Annotated in this window: 16 protein-coding genes and 2 pseudogenes; 11 read left to right on the top strand and 7 right to left on the bottom strand. The window is 63.6% G+C overall.

All coding sequences use genetic code 11. The features are described 5' to 3' along the window. The 3 genes from G3436_RS05475 to G3436_RS05485 form a co-directional block, all read left to right on the top strand. Positions 1-455: hypothetical protein (locus G3436_RS05475; RefSeq protein ID WP_163942172.1), on the top strand; the 455-nt coding region annotated here is incomplete at its 5' end. Further along, positions 356-1828 carry a dermonecrotic toxin domain-containing protein gene (locus G3436_RS05480; RefSeq protein WP_338001208.1) on the top strand — a complete coding sequence of 491 codons (1473 nt, stop codon included), beginning with the start codon at positions 356-358 and terminating at the stop codon, positions 1826-1828. The genes G3436_RS05475 and G3436_RS05480, both read left to right, overlap by 100 nt. After that, positions 1825-2703 carry a hypothetical protein gene (locus G3436_RS05485; protein ID WP_163942178.1) on the top strand — a complete coding sequence of 293 codons (879 nt, stop codon included), beginning with the start codon at positions 1825-1827 and terminating at the stop codon, positions 2701-2703. Before G3436_RS05480 ends, G3436_RS05485 begins: the two co-directional genes overlap by 4 nt. A gap of 57 nt (positions 2704-2760) precedes the next feature. Here the strand turns inward: G3436_RS05485 and G3436_RS05490 are convergent. Both G3436_RS05490 and G3436_RS05495 read right to left on the bottom strand, forming a co-directional pair. After that, positions 2761-4343, bottom strand: a pseudogene (locus tag G3436_RS05490) (peptide chain release factor 3). Between the two features lie 179 nt (positions 4344-4522). After that, positions 4523-5092 carry a hypothetical protein gene (locus tag G3436_RS05495; protein WP_163942181.1) on the bottom strand — a complete coding sequence of 190 codons (570 nt, stop codon included), beginning with the start codon at positions 5090-5092 and terminating at the stop codon, positions 4523-4525. Positions 5093-5482: 390 nt separating this feature from the next. Here G3436_RS05495 and G3436_RS05500 point away from each other — a divergent pair, with 390 nt between their 5' ends. The 6 genes from G3436_RS05500 (at position 5483) to G3436_RS05525 (ending at position 10671) form a co-directional block, all read left to right on the top strand. Next, complete coding sequence (locus G3436_RS05500; RefSeq protein WP_163942183.1) at positions 5483-6196, top strand: ABC transporter permease subunit; 714 nt, start codon at positions 5483-5485, stop codon at positions 6194-6196. Between the two features lie 14 nt (positions 6197-6210). Continuing rightward, positions 6211-7119 carry a glycine betaine ABC transporter substrate-binding protein gene (locus G3436_RS05505; protein WP_163942186.1) on the top strand — a complete coding sequence of 303 codons (909 nt, stop codon included), beginning with the start codon at positions 6211-6213 and terminating at the stop codon, positions 7117-7119. Then, on the top strand, positions 7116-7769 hold the full coding sequence (locus G3436_RS05510; RefSeq protein ID WP_163942189.1) for an ABC transporter permease: 654 nt from the start codon (positions 7116-7118) through the stop codon (positions 7767-7769). Before G3436_RS05505 ends, G3436_RS05510 begins: the two co-directional genes overlap by 4 nt. Next, positions 7766-8920 (top strand): osmoprotectant ABC transporter ATP-binding protein OsmV, encoded by a 1155-nt coding sequence (locus G3436_RS05515; RefSeq protein WP_163942192.1) that lies wholly within the window; start codon positions 7766-7768, stop codon positions 8918-8920. The genes G3436_RS05510 and G3436_RS05515 overlap by 4 nt, the downstream gene beginning before the upstream one ends. Before the next feature lie 44 nt (positions 8921-8964). Further along, the gene (locus G3436_RS05520; protein ID WP_163942195.1) at positions 8965-9273 is read left to right on the top strand and encodes a hypothetical protein; all 309 of its coding nucleotides are present in this window, start codon (positions 8965-8967) and stop codon (positions 9271-9273) included. A 234-nt stretch (positions 9274-9507) separates the two neighbouring features. After that, positions 9508-10671 (top strand): type III PLP-dependent enzyme, encoded by a 1164-nt coding sequence (locus G3436_RS05525; protein ID WP_163942198.1) that lies wholly within the window; start codon positions 9508-9510, stop codon positions 10669-10671. A gap of 51 nt (positions 10672-10722) precedes the next feature. On the opposite strand, the gene G3436_RS05530 is transcribed toward G3436_RS05525, so the two are convergent. From G3436_RS05530 to G3436_RS05545, 4 genes are all read right to left on the bottom strand, one after another. Beyond that, positions 10723-11274, bottom strand: a complete 552-nt coding sequence (locus tag G3436_RS05530) for a hypothetical protein (protein WP_163942201.1) — start codon at positions 11272-11274, stop codon at positions 10723-10725. Next, positions 11271-11798 (bottom strand): hypothetical protein, encoded by a 528-nt coding sequence (locus G3436_RS05535; RefSeq protein WP_163942204.1) that lies wholly within the window; start codon positions 11796-11798, stop codon positions 11271-11273. The genes G3436_RS05530 and G3436_RS05535 overlap by 4 nt, the downstream gene beginning before the upstream one ends. A 127-nt stretch (positions 11799-11925) precedes the next feature. After that, positions 11926-12675, bottom strand: coding sequence for an SEL1-like repeat protein (locus tag G3436_RS05540; protein ID WP_163942207.1), 750 nt, complete (start codon positions 12673-12675; stop codon positions 11926-11928). A gap of 3 nt (positions 12676-12678) precedes the next feature. Then, entirely contained in the window at positions 12679-13359 is a 681-nt protein-coding gene (locus tag G3436_RS05545; RefSeq protein ID WP_163942210.1) for a Fe2+-dependent dioxygenase, read from the bottom strand. A 216-nt stretch (positions 13360-13575) separates the two neighbouring features. On the opposite strand from G3436_RS05545, the pseudogene G3436_RS05550 reads away from it, so the two are divergent. Both G3436_RS05550 and G3436_RS05555 read left to right on the top strand, forming a co-directional pair. After that, positions 13576-15866: pseudogene (locus G3436_RS05550) on the top strand (TonB-dependent receptor). A gap of 106 nt (positions 15867-15972) precedes the next feature. Then, complete coding sequence (locus tag G3436_RS05555; RefSeq protein WP_163942213.1) at positions 15973-18522, top strand: PepSY domain-containing protein; 2550 nt, start codon at positions 15973-15975, stop codon at positions 18520-18522. Between the two features lie 112 nt (positions 18523-18634). On the opposite strand, the gene G3436_RS05560 is transcribed toward G3436_RS05555, so the two are convergent. Then, positions 18635-18896: nitrilase-related carbon-nitrogen hydrolase (locus tag G3436_RS05560; protein ID WP_279538561.1), on the bottom strand; the 262-nt coding region annotated here is incomplete at its 5' end.

Below are 18896 nucleotides of genomic sequence, written 5' to 3' on the forward strand. Positions count from 1 at the left end.
GTGCAGACGCCACCCTGCACGCGTTCGATCAGTTGATCCGGCGCGGCATACCCGCCGCCAGCCTGCCCGACCTGCTGCGCAGCACGCTCGATGCCTCGGGCAACCTGCGCCACGTGCGCCGCCTGCAGCGCCAGGCCGATGCGCTGCGCCTGCGCGCCGCACTGCCCAGCTGGCTCAGCCAGGCGAGCGCCGTCGAGCAGTACGGCTACCTGCAGGCCTTGGCCGGCAACCTGTTGCAGAGCCCATCGCAGCAGGACTACCTGTTCGACCTGCCGTCTATTCCCGACTACGCCAGGGGCCGCGTCAGGCACGCCTGGACCAGGACTTTGCGGCCGGTCGCTACCCCGCCGACGAACTGTTCGTCACTACCACCCGCTGGATCACCGCGCTGCCGCCGCCCGGCGAGGTGCCCTCCGGCGACGGCGCCGCAAGCGTGCGCCATCGGCAGACCCTGATCGAATACGCACTGAACCACTACCGCGACTGGGATCACGCCATCACCGCCATCGAACTCAAGGGCGACATGACGCTGCCGGCACGTATCGATGCCGCATACCTGCACGCGCTGGTGCGCGAGCTGGACCTGGGTGCCGGTTACCAGCAATTGCTCGAACAACGCCTGGCCCCGAGCCACCCCGACTACCCCAAGCGCCTGGTGCTGTTCTGCCGGCAACTGCCTGGGCAATTGCTCGAAGCGGCATGGCGTGCACGCCTCAAGGGCGAACTGAGCGCGACTGCGGTCGACTGCATCCGTGCGGTGCTCGAGCAGCCAGACGCCACTGCGCGCGGCCTGCAACCCGCGCCGGCAGCGCAGTTGCTGCCACTGGAACTGATTGCCGACAGCGACATGCCACCCGATACGGTGCCCGGCATCTACCTGTTCATGCACCAGGGCCCGACACCTGGCCCGGTGGTGATGTACATCCCGTACGAGGCCGACGGCATGTTCCAGATGTTCAGCAGCCCGGCCGACCTGCTGCACCAGCTCAGGACCGAGCCGGCCCTGCAGGCGCGGGTGCTGGCGCGCCTGGACGACGACCTGCGCACACGCTATGACCACGGCGGCTTCACCCAGGCGCACCTGCCCTACAGCGCCGAGTTCGACTTCGAGTTGCCGCTGTATCCTCAACAACCCGTGGCCCTGGCCCATCGCCCGGTTGCGGGCAATGCGCTGCGCTACCTGTTCGAGGCCAACCTGAGCCTGCTGCAGGGCATGGCCCGGGCGCAACTGGTCACCAGCGCACAGGCCCGCTGGGGCACCCTGAAGAGCGTGCTCGGCCTGCTGTGGAACCAGCTCACGATGTTCGTGCCCGGCCGCATCGGGTTGTTGCTCGCGGCCTGGCAAAGCGAGCTGGCGGCCATGCAGATCATCGACGATGCCACTCGGCACGGCTGGTCCCAGCAACTCTCGCAGCTGTCCTGCGTGCTGCTCCAGAGCGTGCTGATCGGCCATGGCCTGCGGGCAGCGCAGGTGCCGGCACTGCCCGCCAGCGAGAATGAATTCTGGCAGCGCCTGAGCCAGTCGGCACACCAGCAACTGGCCGGCTATGAAGTACCGCATCAAGCTCTGGAGGGGCTGACGGCAGACGAGCAGATCTACACCAGTGTCGATGGCAGCGAGCACTTCGTGGTGCTGGACGGCAAGGTCTATCGCACCCGGCAGCTGGACGCGCGCTGGCACCTGAGCGCCGTGGAGGTCGACGAACCAGGCCCGAGCCTGCGCCGCACGGGCACCGGCCCTTGGCAACTCGACCCGCAGCAATCACTGACCCTGCTCGGTGGCGGCGTGCTCGGCAGGCTCGGCGGTGGGCCACGCGCCGCGCCATGACCGGCAATGACCTGATCATCCGCGCCGTCGGCATGCGCGAGATTCGCCAACGCATGCCAGGGCGCGCCAGCCTGCTGCGCCGGGCCCACCGCCAGGCGCTGGGCTACCTGGGCACCTGCCTGGACAACCTGCACCAGGCCCACCCGGTGGAACACATGGCCGTGCAGACCCGCGAGATCCTGTGCGACTTCTTCGGCGTCGCGGCGCCTGACGAGGCGCTGCTGCAACGGGTGCGCAAGCCTGTGGAAAAGATCCTGAGCATGATGGCCTCGCCCACCTACTCGCCTGCCAGCTCACAGCGCTACATCCTGGCCAGCAACATCGGCAATTACGCCGGCATCGCCTTCACCTCGCCCCACGATCCGCTGAAGCAGATATTCATTCTGGACAGCTACTTCGATTACAGCTTCATCGACAAATTCGACTTCAAGCCCGACTTCTCCTGGCGTGAGGCCGATGCCATCGGGCGGGCCAACTGCCTGATCCACGAGTTCTCGCATATCGCCTATGACACCCGTGACATGCGCTACATCGAGGCCTCGGCGCCCTTTGCCGATCAGCTCATGCCCGGTGACCGGCACGACTGGCTCAAGCGCCAGCACGACGAAATGTTTACCCACCGGGCCCCCGCGCGGCGCCTGTTCATGGTGCACAGCCGCGACGGTGGCCGCCGCGATATCACCCGTGACGACAACAAGGGCCTGAGCATCATCCGCAAGCTCGCCGGCACCGATGACCTGGCACTGGCACGCGAGCGCTTCCTGAACGACGCCCAGGTACGCTCCAGCATCATGCTCAAGAATGCCGACTCGTTGACGCTGCTGATCTACCGCCTGGGCCAGGCCTCCCACAGCGCTGCGCCAGTGCAGGCCTGAAACGAAAAACGCCCGCGCATCAAGCGATGCGCGGGCGTTCGGGGGTGGCGCGATGACTCAGTGGTGTTCGCGGGTAGCGCGGAATTTCACGTCCGGCCAGCGCTCTTCCATCAACGCCAGGTTGACCCGGGTCGCGCCAGGTAGGTCAGGTGACCGCCGCCGTCGATGGCCAGGTTTTCCACCGCCTTGTTGCTGAATTCCTCGAGTTTCTTCTTGTCATCGCAGCTGATCCAGCGTGCCGACCAAACGGTGATCGGCTCGTAGCCACACTCGACCTTGTACTCTTCCTTCAGGCGGCTGGCGACCACATCGAACTGCAGCACACCGACCGCGCCGAGGATGATGTCGTTGCTGCGCTCGGGGAAGAACACCTGGGTGGCGCCTTCTTCGGCCAGCTGCTGCAGGCCCTGGCGCAGTTGCTTGGACTTGAGCGGGTCTTTCAGGCGCACGCGGCGGAACAGCTCCGGCGCAAAATGCGGGATACCGGTGAAGCCCAGGCTCTCGCCCTCGGTGAAGGTGTCGCCGATCTGGATGGTGCCGTGGTTGTGCAGGCCGATGATGTCGCCGGCAAACGCCTCTTCGAGCTGCTCGCGCTCGGACGAGAAGAAGGTCAGCGCGTCACCGATACGCAGGTCCTTGCCGGTGCGCACATGGCGCATCTTCATGCCCTTTTCGTACTTGCCCGAGCAGATGCGCATGAACGCGATGCGGTCGCGGTGCTTGGGGTCCATGTTCGCCTGGATCTTGAACACGAAGCCGCTGAACTTCTCTTCGGTCGGCTCCACGGTACGCTCGTTGGCCACCCGCGGCAGCGGGCGTGGCGCCCAGTCGACGACCGCGTCAAGCACGTGGTCGACACCGAAGTTGCCCAGTGCGGTACCGAAGAACACCGGGGTCAGCTGACCATTGATGAACTCGTCCTGGTTGAATTCGTGGCAGGCGCCCTGCACCAGCTCAAGCTGGTCGAGGAAGCGATGGTACTCGTCGCCCAGGTGCGCACGGGCTTCATCGGAGTCGAGTTTCTCGATGATCTTCACCTCGGTACGCTCGTGGCCGTGGCCCGGGGTGTAGACAATGATGTAGTCGCCGGCCAGGTGATACACGCCCTTGAAATCGCGGTAGCAACCGATCGGCCAGGTGATCGGCGCAGCCTTGATCTTGAGTACGGCTTCGATTTCGTCGAGCAGCTCGATCGGGTCGCGGATGTCGCGGTCGAGTTTGTTGATGAAGCTGACGATCGGCGTATCACGCAGACGGCACACGTCCATCAGCGCGATGGTGCGTGGCTCGACGCCTTTACCGCCGTCGAGCACCATCAGCGCCGAGTCCACTGCGGTGAGGGTGCGGTAGGTGTCTTCGGAGAAGTCTTCGTGGCCCGGGGTATCGAGCAGGTTGACCATGTGGTCGCGATACGGGAACTGCATCACCGAGGTGGTGATGGAGATGCCGCGCTGCTTCTCCATTTCCATCCAGTCGGAGGTGGCATGGCGGTCGGACTTTCGCGATTTCACCGTACCGGCGACCGAAATCGCCTTGCCCATCAGCAGGAGCTTCTCGGTGATGGTGGTCTTACCCGCATCCGGGTGGGAAATGATGGCGAAGGTGCGGCGTTTCGCGACTTCGGCGGCCTGATGGGTCATGGGAAATCGCCTGGCTGGGGATTCAAAAAAGGGCGCCGATTATAGCCCAAACTCGGCCCCAAGCTGAACCACTGGGTCGATCGCACTGGCCGAATGTATGAGAGGCGGTGCCGGCACGCCTGCTGTAGCAGACCGGGCCGCCCGGATGAGCGCCCGATCCTGACACGATGGACGACCTGTCAATGATCGTCGAGCAGCTCTTCGCCCAGATCGACAATCTCCAGCGTCAGCGTCAGTACCGGCCCGCCACTGTTCGCCACAAAGCAGTGCCAAAGATGGCCCACCTCCTCACGTTTGTAGAGGCACACCGACGCGTTCTGGGGCGTGATGATCTCAACCGACGCAATCTCGCCCAGTGCAAGCGGGTCGGGAAGCGGGTGGACGGCTTCGCCGTCGAATATTTTTACCTGCCACAACTGGTCGAGCGCGTTGGCCGCGTCGTACAAGGCCATATAACCGCTGTTGGTCATTGCGGTGTGGTGCATCGATGGATTGCGGTCACGTCCGGTCTTGCGGCTCCAGGACTGGATATCGTAGTACTGGCCACCCTCGCCATCCTCGAAACACCTGAACCAGAAGCGGTGAGGTTCCTCGCCCAGAAACGAGGTGACCGTCACCCAGTCGGCAGCGCGACGCATGGGCGCGCCACTTTTCATCGCGAGCTCTGCGCAATCCAGATAGCCCTCGTACCCTGGAGTGGTGCACTTGGCGAAAGCGACGAACGAACGGTCGTAATTGAATGTCAGCATGGGTTTTATCTCCTTGAATGGCACAAAGCCCGCCAGGCGAGCCGTGGCAACCTCCTGGTCGCCAGCGTCTGCAGGCTAATCCCCAACCATCAAAAAAGAACGCCAGGAAAATCCCCCATTCGGTGGGGCAGCGCTGGCCAGATGCCGTATCGGAGGGGAACCTTTGCGACTGCGCAGACGTCCACTCCCCTGTTACGTCATGTTACGTATACGGTTTTTGACCGTTCGTCAGGGTAGGTATCACCGGCAACACGCGCCTGACGAGGCTGCGCTTATGGCGTGCTCCGCTCCCCCCGAGCGACACGCTGCTTATCGCGATCACACTGCCTGCTGCCTGGAATGGCAGCCGCCACGGGAGTGTGCCCGCCGTCAGAGAAAAGGAGTCCGCCTGTGGCTAATCGCTATGGCAAGGGGCTGTTGGGATGGGTCGCCGCACTCGTCATCCTGGCCCTGCTGATCCACTGGATCGGCATCGATACGATCGCGCACTACCGCGCCGATCTGTGGTTCTACCTGCAAGCACACCTGATGCTCGTGGCGTGTTCGATGGTGGCGGCGCTGGCCGTGGGTATTCCCGCCGGCATTGCCTTGAGTCGACCGCAGCGGGTCGACCGCGCCGAACGCTTCATGCAGCTGTTCAACATTGGCAACACCGTCCCGCCCCTCGCTGTACTGGCCATCGCCCTGAGTTTTCTGGGCATCGGCGCCGGCCCTGCGATCTTCGCGCTGTTTCTCGCCTCGCTGCTGCCTATCGTGCGCAACACTTACGAAGGCCTGAAAAACGTCCCCGCCTCGCTCAAGGAAGCCGCCACCGGTATTGGCATGACCCCGCGCCAGACACTCTGGCGGGTCGAACTGCCCAACGCCGTACCGATCATCGTCGGCGGCGTGCGCGTGGCACTGGCGATCAATGTGGGCACCGCGCCGCTGTCGTTTCTGATCGGCGCCAACAGCCTGGGCAGCCTGATCTTCCCCGGCATTGCCCTGAACAATCAGCCGCAACTGCTGCTGGGCGCCGCCTGCACGGCCGCGCTGGCACTGCTGCTCGATGCGCTGGTCAGCCAGTGCAGTCGCCGCTGGCTTGAACGCGGCCTGGCCAACTAAGCGAAGGAACCTTCATGAAAAGAATCGCCTTGTTGCTGGGCGCGGCCCTGCTGTTCGCAGGATTCGCCCAGGCGGCGGAAAAACCGCTGATCCGCCTCGGCGCACGGGTGTTCACCGAACAGACCGTGCTGGCCGAAATCACCGCGCAGTACCTGCGCACCCATGGCTTCGATGTGCGCATCACTGGCGGGCTGGGCAGTACCCTGGCACGCAGCGCACAGGAAACCGGCCAGTTGGACATGGTGTGGGAATACACCGGCGTGTCACTGGTGTCCTACAACCATATCGATGAACGCATGGACAGCCCCGAGGCCACCTATGCCCGGGTCAAGCAGTTGGACGCGAAAAAAGGCCTGGTGTGGCTGACGCCGTCGAAATTCAGCAACACCTACGCCCTGGCCCTGCCGCGCAACATCGCCGAGCAGTACCCGCAGGTGAACAGCATCAGCCAGCTCAACCAGGTGCTGCGCGACGAGCCCAAGCGCGGACATGTGCTGGCGCTGGACACCGAGTTCGCCAACCGCCCCGACGGGCTGGTGGGCCTGACCACGACCTACGACCTGCAGTTCACCCGCCGCGACATTCGCCAGATGGACGCCGGCCTGGTCTACACCGCGTTGCGCAATGGCCAGGTGTTCAGCGGCCTGGTGTACACCACCGACGGCCGACTGAACGCCTTCGACCTCAAGCTGCTGGAAGACGACCTGCACTACTTCCCCGACTACACCGCAGCACCGGTGGTGCGCCAGGCCGTGCTCGACGCCCACCCGCAACTCGCCGGGCTGCTCAAGCCGCTGGCCGAACAACTGGATGACCAGACCATGCGCCAGCTCAATGCCAAGGTCGACGTGGAACACCAGAGCCCGAACAAGGTCGCCGCGGCCTACCTGCGCCAGCATCCACCTGCCGAGGAGCAACCATGAGCCTGCTTGATACCTTCGCTCACCTTGACTGGGCCCAGGTGCTGCAGCTGACCTGGGAGCACATCACCCTGGTCGGCATCGCAGTCACCCTGGCAATCGTCATCGGTGTGCCGCTGGGCATCCTGATGACGCGTTTTCCAGTGCTGGCCGGCCCGCTGCAGGCCAGTGCCACGGTGCTGCTGACCATCCCCTCGATCGCCCTGTTCGGCCTGCTGCTGCCGTTCTACTCCAAGTTCGGCCAGGGCCTGGGGCCGCTGCCGGCGATCACCGCGGTGTTCCTCTATTCACTGTTGCCGATCCTGCGCAACACCTACCTGGCCCTGACCAACGTGGAGCCCGGCATTCGCGAGGCCGCACGCGGCATCGGCATGACCTTCGGCCAGCGCCTGCGCATGGTCGAGCTGCCGATTGCGGTGCCGGTGATCCTGGCCGGTGTGCGCACCGCCGTGGTGATGAACATCGGCGTGATGACCATTGCCGCGACCATCGGTGCCGGTGGCCTTGGCGTACTTATCCTGACCTCCATCAGCCGCAGCGACATGTCGATGCTGCTGGTCGGTGCCGTGCTGGTGAGCCTGCTGGCCATCTTCGCCGACCTGCTGCTGCAAGCCCTGCAACGCTCGCTGACTCCAAAAGGACTGCTCAAATGATCGAACTTCAAAACCTGTGCAAGACCTTCCACAGCAACGGCAAGGCAGTAAAAGCCGTCGACTCGGTAAGCCTGACGGTCAACGAAGGCGAGATCTGCGTGTTCCTCGGCCCGTCCGGGTGCGGCAAGAGCACCACCTTGAAAATGATCAACCGCCTGATCGCGCCCACCTCGGGCAAGGTACTGATCAATGGCGAAGACACTACGGGCCTGGATGAGGTGACCCTGCGTCGCAACATCGGCTATGTGATCCAGCAGATCGGCCTGTTCCCCAACATGACCATCGAAGAGAACATCACCGTGGTGCCGCGCCTGCTCGGCTGGGACAAACAGAAGTGCCACGAGCGTGCCCGCGAGCTGATGAGCATGATCAAGCTCGAGCCCAAGCAGTACCTGCACCGTTACCCGCGCGAGCTGTCGGGTGGCCAGCAGCAGCGTATCGGTGTGATCCGCGCGCTGGCGGCCGATGCGCCGCTGCTGCTGATGGACGAGCCGTTCGGCGCGGTCGATCCGATCAACCGCGAGATGATCCAGAACGAGTTCTTCGAGATGCAGCGCGCGCTGAACAAGACCGTGATAATGGTCAGCCACGACATCGACGAGGCGATCAAGCTGGGCGACAAGATTGCGATTTTCCGTGCCGGCAAACTGATCCAGATCGACCACCCCGACACGCTGCTGGCGCACCCGGCGGATGATTTCGTGAGCAACTTCGTGGGCCAGGACAGCACCCTCAAGCGCCTGTTGCTGGTGCGCGCCGAAGACGCCGCCGACAACGCCCCGTCGCTGAGCCCGGAGACGCCGGTGGCCGATGCCCTGGAGCTGATGGACGAGCATGACCGCCGCTACGTGGTGGTGACCGACGGCCAGAACAAGGCCATGGGGTATGTGCGCCGGCGTGACCTGCACCGTCAGCAGGGCACCTGCAGCGACTTCCTGCGGGCGTTCAACGCCACCGCCGCGCACGACGAGCATTTGCGCATCCTGCTGTCGCGCATGTACGAGTTCAACCGTTCGTGGTTGCCGGTGCTGGATGCCGAGAACGTGTTCCTGGGCGAGGTGACCCAGGAGTCGATTGCGGCGTACCTGAGCTCGGGGCGTTCGCGCGGCATGAAGACCAGCATCGTGTCGCCGGCTGAAGCGGTGGCCTGATCGCTGCACTGCGGTCTAGCGCCGAACAAGGCTGGCAACGCCCCTTGTTCGCGCTGGAAACAGCGCCGACAGCAGGCGGAAAAAAATATGCACAGCCAAGCCTGCGCCAAGCCACCCTCCAAGGCTGGGGAACAGTCGAAAAAATTGGCTTACGGGACTTTTCGACGCCAACGTCGCCGATGTTGACGCCAACGTTGTTTTATCTGAACTGGCGCACAACAGCGTCGAACGTGCAGGTATTTTTAACGCTTCGCAATTCTTCGGGAACATCTGACCGTCATCTGGGTCGGTTACAAAGAGTGGTGCCTGCAACGTGCGTCAGACCGATGAAAAAACGCGAGATTTTTTGTTGATCTTGAACCCCTCAGGTCCTAAAGTTCGCGCCGAGCGTCCATGCTGGAAACGATCCATCCGGCTCAAGTACTGACGACGAGACAGCAAGGTCACCCGCAATGCCGGCTCAGCGGCACGGTTGACCTTTTTGCTTTCGGCGACATGCCTTGGGAAGTAGGCGAACCAAAGTGGGGATACGGAGGGCGCTCAGCTGCAGCCACTTATTTATTCAGTTTGCCCAGGAGTCCCCCAGCATGTCGATCCAGGTCGAAGACTACTTCGCGCGCGATACCTTCAACAAAATGAAGGCGTTCGCCGACAAGCAAGAAACCCCGTTCGTACTCATCGACACCGCCATGATCAGCCAGGCCTATGACGATCTGCGCGCCGGCTTCGAGTTCGCCAAGGTGTACTACGCCGTCAAGGCCAACCCGGCCGTCGAGATCATCGACCTGCTCAAGGAAAAAGGCTCGAACTTCGACATCGCCTCGATCTACGAACTGGACAAGGTGATGAACCAGGGCGTGAGCGCCGATCGCATCAGCTACGGCAACACCATCAAGAAATCCAAGGACATCCGCTACTTCTACGAGAAGGGCGTGCGTCTGTATGCCACCGACTCCGAAGCCGACCTGCGCAACATAGCCAAAGCTGCGCCGGGTTCCAAGGTCTACGTGCGCATCCTCACCGAAGGCTCCACCACCGCCGACTGGCCACTGTCGCGCAAGTTCGGCTGCCAGACCGACATGGCCATGGACCTGCTGATCCTGGCCCGTGACCTGGGCCTGGTGCCGTACGGCATTTCCTTCCACGTGGGCTCGCAGCAGCGCGACATCAGCGTATGGGACGCGGCCATCGCCAAGGTCAAGGTGATCTTCGAGCGCCTGAAGGAAGAAGACGGCATCGTGCTCAAGCTGATCAACATGGGTGGGGGCTTCCCGGCCAACTACATCACCCGTACCAACAGCCTGGAAACCTATGCCGAAGAGATCATCCGCTTCCTCAAGGAAGACTTCGGTGACGACCTGCCGGAAATCATCCTGGAGCCTGGCCGTTCGCTGATCGCCAACGCCGGCATCCTGGTCAGCGAAGTGGTACTGGTCGCGCGTAAATCGCGTACCGCGGTAGAGCGCTGGGTGTACACCGACGTGGGCAAGTTCTCCGGCCTGATCGAAACCATGGACGAGTCCATCAAGTTCCCGATCTGGACCGAGAAGAAAGGCGAGATGGAAGAAGTGGTCATCGCCGGCCCTACCTGTGACAGCGCCGACATCATGTACGAGCACTACAAGTACGGCCTGCCACTGAACCTGGCCATCGGTGACCGCCTGTACTGGCTGTCGACCGGCGCCTACACCACCAGCTACAGCGCGGTGGAGTTCAACGGCTTCCCGCCGCTCAAAGCCTATTACCTGTAACCAGGGACGGGGCCGCAAGGCGTTTTCAGTCATACCCGGCGTAACGGCCCTTCAAAACTCGGCAACACCAACCTTGTCGACCTTCATCGACATGTAAAAGTCGATGCCGTCGCCCAACGAACACCACGGGCTGTTAAGCAGCCAGTTCTGCTTGCGCTGCGTGAGGATTTTCAAGCGGTCATGCTGACCGCTGCGAGTGACCTCATAAGCACCTCCATCATTGGTCAACTGCCAGCCAGGCCTCACATCGGTAGCGCCATAAAAACCGAGGTAGCCGTTGCGACTGACGTCCAGGCAAGAACCGTGGTAGGAACTGCAACTGCCTGGCTGGACGGGCTGGTAAGCCCGAATGCGGTATTCGCGTACGTCGCCGGCCCGGTAGCAGCCGAACCAGAACCGCAGGTTCGGCACGCGACGACCGTTCTCGCCCACGAACAACCACCCCTGATACAGCGGGTTTGCCCCCGCCGATACGTGAATGCGCTCCAACCTGGTGTAGCCGTCAAAATAAAGCGCACTGGCGATGAATGAGTGTTGTTGCTCAAAAACGTATGTTTGGCCCATGGTCTTGCCCTTCTCTCGATGAAGTGAACCGCCGGTCATACCTGTCGGTAGTCGTCCAGGGTGAACACAAGGGGCTTGGTCTCGCCGCCTGCAACCAGGTACCTGATCCCATCCTCAAATTTTTTGCGCACCAGCATTCCCATGTGATCACGCAGGTGGAATGCAGGGCGAAGGTCACCAAAGCCGGCGAAGACGGCAACCTCCTCGGTTTTCCAGAACGCCTCCGGCGCGAACGCTTGATACAGGCCCAGAAAGCCATTGCTACTGGTATTCAGATGGGTACCGCGGTAGCCCTTGAAATCCGTAGCGCAACTGATCCGGAAATGGGTGCGGTCGTCGGTCTGCTCGATAAAGTCAAAACGCAGGCTCAGCGGCACGGCGGTATGGCGCTTGCTCTGCTCGGGCAGGCACAACCAGCCGGTGTCGGCCAGCGACACCCCCGTCCAGTAATTGCCTTCGGTCTGGCCGATCATCATCACCGGTTCAAGTTCGCCGCTGCTGGAGATGTACATCAGTTGCGCCGTGAAGGCTGTGCTCATTTCGGTTGGAAACATCGCGGTCACTCCTGCCCCCATCCACTTCTCGCGCAAATGATGGTGGGCTGCAGTAAAGGGTGCGAGAAGTCATGGCCAGCTTGCAGCAGGGCGACCTGCGAATGAACGCTGAACCATTTCCTCGCAGCCAATGCCTTCAGCCTGGGTGCTGTTCAAGTGCCCTGGTGTAGGACTGCGCCTGCTCTGCCAGGGCCGGCCCGGCACTGCGCAGGGTCGCCAATGCGCTACGCAGAAAATTCAGGTTGCCCTCGGCCCGCGCACGCTCCAGCCAAGGCATGGCCTCGGCCAGGTCGCCGCGCTCGACCAGCACCAGCGCCAGGCTGAACATCCCGCGAAAATCCCCCGCCTGCGCCGAGCGCCGATACCAGCGCAATGCACGCGCGGGGCTGGCCGCAGTGGCGATGCCCTGCTCCAGGTAGCGGCCGAACAGGTTCATCGACTTGACATGCCCAAGGCGCGCCGCCTGCTCGTAGCAGGCCAGCGCCTCAGCCTGGTTGGCCGCCACCCCACGCCCGGTGGCCAGCAGGTTGCCCAGGTTGTACAGGCCCCAGTCCAGCCTGGCCGTAGCCGCAGCACGATAATGCCGGGCGGCGGCAGCGGCATCGGCCGCCCCACCCCAGCCGTGTTCAAGGCAGCGCCCAAGCATGTTGTGGCCCATTGCGCTGCCCTGGCGGGCGGCAATGGCGAACCAGGTGCGCGCCAGCGCCGGGTCCTTCTCGATGCCACGTCCGTCGAGCAGGATCTGCCCCAGCAGCAGTTGGGCTTCGACGACATGCCGCCCCGCCGCCACCAGCAGGGCCTGGGCGGCCGTGCCCGGGCTGTGCTCGATCAGTTGATGGAGCTGGTCGGTATCGAGCACTTCTTCACGGCGCAGGCTGAAGGTCACGGCTCAGACCTCGGCCCAGCGGCGCAACAGGTTGTGGTAGGTGCCAGTGAGCTGGATCAGCGCAGGGTGCTCCGGCACATCCACCGTAAGCTGCTGGATGGCGTTGTCCATCTCGAACAGCAGCGCCCGCTGGCTGTCCTCGCGCACCATGCTCTGGGTCCAGAAGAACGCCGCATAGCGGGCACCACGGGTCACCGGGTTGACCTTGTGCAGGCTGGTGCCGGGGTACAGCACCAGGTCGCCCGCCGCCAGCTTGACCTGCTGCAAGCCGTAGGTGTCGTGGATTTCCAGCTCACCGCCGTCGTACTCGTCAGGGTCGCTGAAGAACAGCGTCGACGACAGGTCGGTGCGCACCCGCTCGTGGCTGCCACGCGGCTGGCGAATGGCGTTGTCGATGTGGAAACCGAAACTGCCACCTTCGCGGTAGCAGTTGACCAGCGGCGGAAACACCTTGAACGGCAGCGCCGCCGACATGAACTGCGGGTTGCTCCACAGGCGTTCGAGCATCGCCGCACCGATCTCCTTGGCCAGCGGGTGCGCCTCGGGCAACTGCAGGTTGTGCTTGGCCTTGGCCGACTGAAAGCCCGCCGTGACCTTGCCGTCGGCCCAGTCGGCGTGCTCCAGCGCCTGACGGATACGCAGTACCTCGTCGCGGGTAAACAGGCCGGGAATGTGTAAAAGCATGGCGCACGCACCGCAGTTGGCAGAAAAGATGCCAATGGTATTGATTCTTATTGATGCAGCACAAGCCCGGTCAGTCGGGTGCGACGTTTCAGCAAGCACAAACCGGAGGGGCAAGGTGTAAAGAATGTAAATTCAGCACGAATAGCAATCCTTCTCAATTGTTACTCATATTTGTTTACATTATATTTCGGCGCCTTCACACCTCGGGGACCTCCAATGTCGCGCCACTACGTGCCTACCGCTGTCAGCTCACCTCGCCTGCTCACCTGCGCCATCGGTGTTGCGCTCAGCGCCACCTCCGCTGCCCCCCTGGCCTACGCCGCCGAGGCCGCACCGAGCAAAAGCGGTTCGATTGCCCTGGACGCCACCAGCATCGAAGGCCAGGCCGAACAGGCCAGCACCGACTACAGGGTGGACAAGGCCGCCTCGCAGAAGTACACCGCGCCACTGGTGGACATCCCGCGCAGCGTTACCGTGGTGCCGCAGCAAGTCATCAAGGACACCAATGCGCTGAACCTGCAGGATGCCTTGCGCACCGTACCGGGCATCACCATGGGCGCCGGCGAAGGCGGCAACCCGTCGGGCGATCGCCCGTTCATTCGTGGCTTCGACTCGCAAGGCTCGATGTACCTGGACGGCGTACGTGACATTGGCTCGCAGACCCGCGAAATCTTCGCCATCGAATCGGTGGAAGTGGCCAAGGGCGCGAACTCGACCATCGGCGGTCGCGGCGCGGCCGGTGGCACCATCAACCTGGTGAGCAAGAAAGCCCACCTGGGCAACAGCACCGACGCTGCCTTCACCTGGGGCTCGGACCAGACCCAGCGCTACACCTTCGATGGCAACTACCAGTTCCTCGACACCGCGGCGTTTCGCCTCAACCTGATGAGCCACGAGAGCAACGTGGCCGGCCGCGACCAGGTCAACTACGACCGTTGGGGCGTGGCCCCCTCGCTGGTGTTCGGCCTGGGCACCCCGACCCGCCTGAGCCTGGACTACTACCACGTCGAAAGCGACGACCTGCCGGACTCGGGCATCCCCTACAGCCTGAAGTCGGGCGGCCTCGCCACGCGCACCTCGGCCCATCCGGACAAGCCTACCGACGGCGGGCGCAGCAGCAACTACTACGGCCTGGTCGACCGCGACTTCTACAAGACCCGCGCCGACATCGCCACCCTCGCCATCGAGCATGACCTGAACGATGCGCTGACGATCAAGAACACCCTGCGCCACGGCAACACCCTGCAAGACTTCATCTACAGCCAGCCCGATGACAGCAAGGGCAACATTCTCGCCGGTGAAGTGTGGCGTCGCCCGAACAACCGTGTGGCCAATACCCGCACTACCACCAACCAGACCGACCTGTTCGGTGAGGTGTACATCGGTGGCTTCAAGAACACCTTCTCCACCGGCATCGAGCTCAGCCGCGAAGCCTCGACCAAGGAAGGCTACGACATCACCGGGTTCAGAGCGGACCAGTGCAGCACGGCCGTGGGCGCTATCTCGGGCGTGTGTACCTCGTTGCCCAAGCCGAACCCGAACGAGGCCTGGGATGGCAGCGTGGCACGTACCAATGCCGGCGCCGACACCACCAGCAGCACCCGCGCCCTGTACCTGACCGACACCCTGGAGCTGACCCCGCCTGGCTGCTGAGCATGGGCCTGCGCTACGACCATTTCGACACCCAGGCCAAGACCAAGGCGGCCAGCGGCGCCACCAGCTTCAAGAGCGAAAACACCAGCGAGTTCCTGACCGGCCAGCTTGGCCTGACCTGGAAGCCGACCGACAACGCCAGCGTGTACGTTTCCTATGCCACCTCGGCCACTCCGGCCGGCGCCTCATTAGGCGAAGGCAGTGACGGTAACCCGTTGCTGACGGCCACCACCCGCAGCGAACTGAAAGCCGAAGAAACCACCAACTACGAAATCGGTACCAAGTGGGACCTGCTGGACCAGCGCCTGAACCTGACCGCTGCGATCTTCCGTACCGAAAAGGAAAACGCCCGTGTACTGGTGGATGCCAACACCTACCAGAACGTCGGCACCAGCCGCGTCGATGGCCTGGAACTGACCGCCAGCGGCAAACTGACCAATGCCTGGCAGGTCTTCGCCGGCTACACCTACATGGATGCCAAGCTGATCGACGGCGGCGCCCAATCGGTAGGCGGCGTGGTCATCGACGGCTACAACGACGGCAACCAGATGCCCAATACACCGAACAACAGCCTGACGCTGTGGACCACCTACAACGTCACGCCCAAGCTTACCGTCGGCGGCGGCGCCTTCTACGTCGACGATGTGTTCGGCAACACCACCAACAGCGTGATGGTCGATTCATACTGGCGCTACGACGCCATGGCCAGCTACAAGCTGACCCGCAACATCGACCTGCAACTGAACGTGCAGAACCTCACCAACGAGGTCTACTACGACAAGGCCTACACGGCGCATTACGCCAACCAGGCCGCGGGGCGCACCGCCCTGCTCACCACCAGCTTGCACTTCTGACGGCAGCTGGCTGGCCAGGCCCCGCTCACTTCGGTGATCGGGGCCTTTGTGTATCAAGGCATAATGCGCGGCGCGTTCACGTACCCGGCAATACAAGGTGGTCGATGTGGTGAAGAAAAGCCTGTTTCAATTGCATTGGTTGTTTGGCATCACTGCCGGGCTGGTGCTGGCCCTGATGGGCATCACCGGGGCGACGTATTCGTTCCAGGACGAACTGTTGCGCCTGTTCAACCCTGATGTGCTCAAGGTGCAAGTGCAGGACACGGGCGTGCTGCCACCTGCCGAGCTGGTGCGCCGGGTCGAGGCCGAACAGGGCGACAAAGTCACTATGCTGTGGGTGAACGTGCGCAGCGACGACGCCGCGCGTGTCTTCTTCACCCCGCCGCCCGGCGAACGCCGCGGCAAGCTGCGCTATGTCGACCCGTATACCGGCGCGCTGCAGCCGGAGGTCAGCGGCCAGGGCTTTTTCGACCTGATGCTGCAATTGCACCGCTTCCTCGCCATGGGGGATACCGGCCGGCAGATCACCGGCGCCTGCACCCTGATGCTGATTTTCTTCTGCCTGTCGGGGCTGTACCTGCGCTGGCCGCGCCAGGCGCTGAACTGGCGGGCGTGGCTGACACTGGACTGGGCGAAGAAAGGTCGCGCATTCAACTGGGACCTGCACGCAGTGGCCGGTACCTGGTGCCTGCTGTTCTACCTGCTGTTTGCCCTGACCGGGTTGTTCTGGTCGTACGAGTGGTATCGCGAAGGTCTGAACAAGCTGCTGGCAGACAGCCCCGCGGCGGGTGAGCAGCGCAAGCGCGGCGAGCGCCATGCCCGCACCTCAGCCCCCGGCAAGAATGCACCGCCGCTGGTGGTGGACTACGCCGCCATCTGGACCAACCTGCAAGCAGCCGCAGGGCCCGGCCTGACCACCTACAACCTGCGCCTGCCACCGACCGGCGGGCAACCGGCGACGCTGTTCTACCTGCTCGACGATGCCGAGCACGAGCGCGCGCTCAACACGCTGACGCTGGACCCTGCAACCGGCGTGGCAAGCAAGCATGAGCGCTACGCCGACAAATCCTTCAAGGCGCAGTTGCTGGCCAGCGTGTATGCCTTGCATGTAGGCAGCTACTTCGGGCTGACCGGTCGCATCATCGTGACCATCGCCAGCCTGAGCATGCCGCTGTTCTTTGTCACCGGCTGGCTACTGTACCTGGACCGCCGGCGCAAGCAGCGCCAGGTGCGCCAGGCGCGCAAGGGCCTGAGCCCTGCCGACGACAGCGCCAGCGGTTGGCTGGTGGGGTTTGCCAGCCAGAGCGGCTTGGCCGAACAACTGGCCTGGCAGAGCGCGGGCCAGTTGCAGGCCGCTGGCTTCGCGGTGCGCGTGCAGCCCCTGGCCAGCTTGACCGAGACCGACCTGCAACAGGCACAACGTGCGCTGTTCGTGGTCAGCACCTTTGGCGATGGCGAGGCACCGGACAGCGCCCGTGGCTTCGAGCGCAAGGTGCTTGGCCAGCCGTGGGCGCTGGGCAACCTGGACTATGCCCTGCTGGCGCTGGGTGACCGGCAATACGCGCACTTCTGCGGCTTCGCCCGCCGCTTGCAGCACTGGCTCGAAGCCCGTGGTGCCACGGCCAGCTTCTCTGCGGTGGAGGTCGACAATGCCGACCCGGTGGCCTTGCAGCAATGGCAGCAGCAATTGGCGGCACTCACCGGCGCAGCCCCGCTGTCCGCCTGGCAACCCCCACAGTTCAGCGCATGGCGACTGGTGCGACGCGAGCTGCTCAACCCCGGCAGCCAGGGCGCGCCGGTCTACCTGCTGGGCCTGCAGCCGCCACAGCCAGAACGCTGGAGCGCGGGTGACCTGGTGGATGTGTTGCCGCGCAATGGCGCCGCGACGGTAAACGCATGGCTCGACGGCCTTGGCCTTGAAGCCCACACCCCGGTGCGTGTAGACGGCCTGGACGAACGTCTGGACCAGGCCCTGGCCGGGCACCTGCTGCCGGCCAGCCGTGGGCACCTGATCGGCTTGCATGCACAGGCATTGGTGGAGGCGTTGATCCCGGTCGCAGCGCGGGAATACTCGATTGCCTCGATCGCCAGCGATGGCGTGCTGGAACTGATCGTGCGCCAGGAGCGTCATCCGGATGGCAGCCTGGGGCTGGGGTCGGGCTGGTTGACCGAGCACCTGGCGCTGGGGGCACGTGTGAGCGTGCGGTTGCGGCGCAACAGCGGTTTTCATTTGCCGAGCGCACCGCTGCCGATGATCCTGATTGGCAACGGCACCGGCCTTGCCGGGCTACGCAGCCTGCTGAGGGCGCGCATCGCGGACGGCGAACAGCGCAACTGGCTACTGTTTGGCGAGCGCAACCGGGCACATGACTTCCTGTGCGAGGAGGAACTGCAGGGCTGGCTGGCAGGTGGTGAGCTGGCGCGACTGGACCTGGCATTTTCGCGCGATCAGGCACACAAGGTGTATGTACAGGATCGGCTGCGCGAACAGGCCGATGAGCTGCGCCGCTGGCTGGCCGAGGGCGCATCGATCTACATCTGCGGCAGTTTGCAGGGTATGGCGGCGGGGGTGGATGCGGTGCTGGCCGAAGTGCTGGGGGCTGAAGAGCTTGAGCAGTTGATCGAGCTTGGGCGGTACCGGCGGGATGTGTACTAGCCTTTAGGGCCTCTTCGCTGGCAAGCCAGCTCCCACAGGGTTTTGTGAACACCGCAGAACCCTGTGGGAGCTGGCTTGCCAGCGAAGGGCTGCGCAAACAGCCCATAAACCGTCAGTGCAGATCGAAGGTGTCGGCGTCCAGGTTGGCCGGGAACCGCGTGCGGTAAGCCGCCAGGTCCGCCGCACTCAGCACCACGGTGAACACACCGTCCGCCTCCCCCGCGCTCAGCAGGCTTTCGCCCTGGAAGTCCAGCACCTGGCTGTCGCCACTGTAGCCAAAGCCCTTGCCGTCGCTGCCCACGCGGTTGACCGCCGCCACGTAGCAGAGGTTTTCGATACCCCGCGCCGGCAACAACCGGTTCCAGTGCTGGCGC

It is taken from the genome of Pseudomonas brassicae (assembly GCF_010671725.1).
GTDB classification, from domain to species: Bacteria; Pseudomonadota; Gammaproteobacteria; order Pseudomonadales; family Pseudomonadaceae; genus Aquipseudomonas; species Aquipseudomonas brassicae.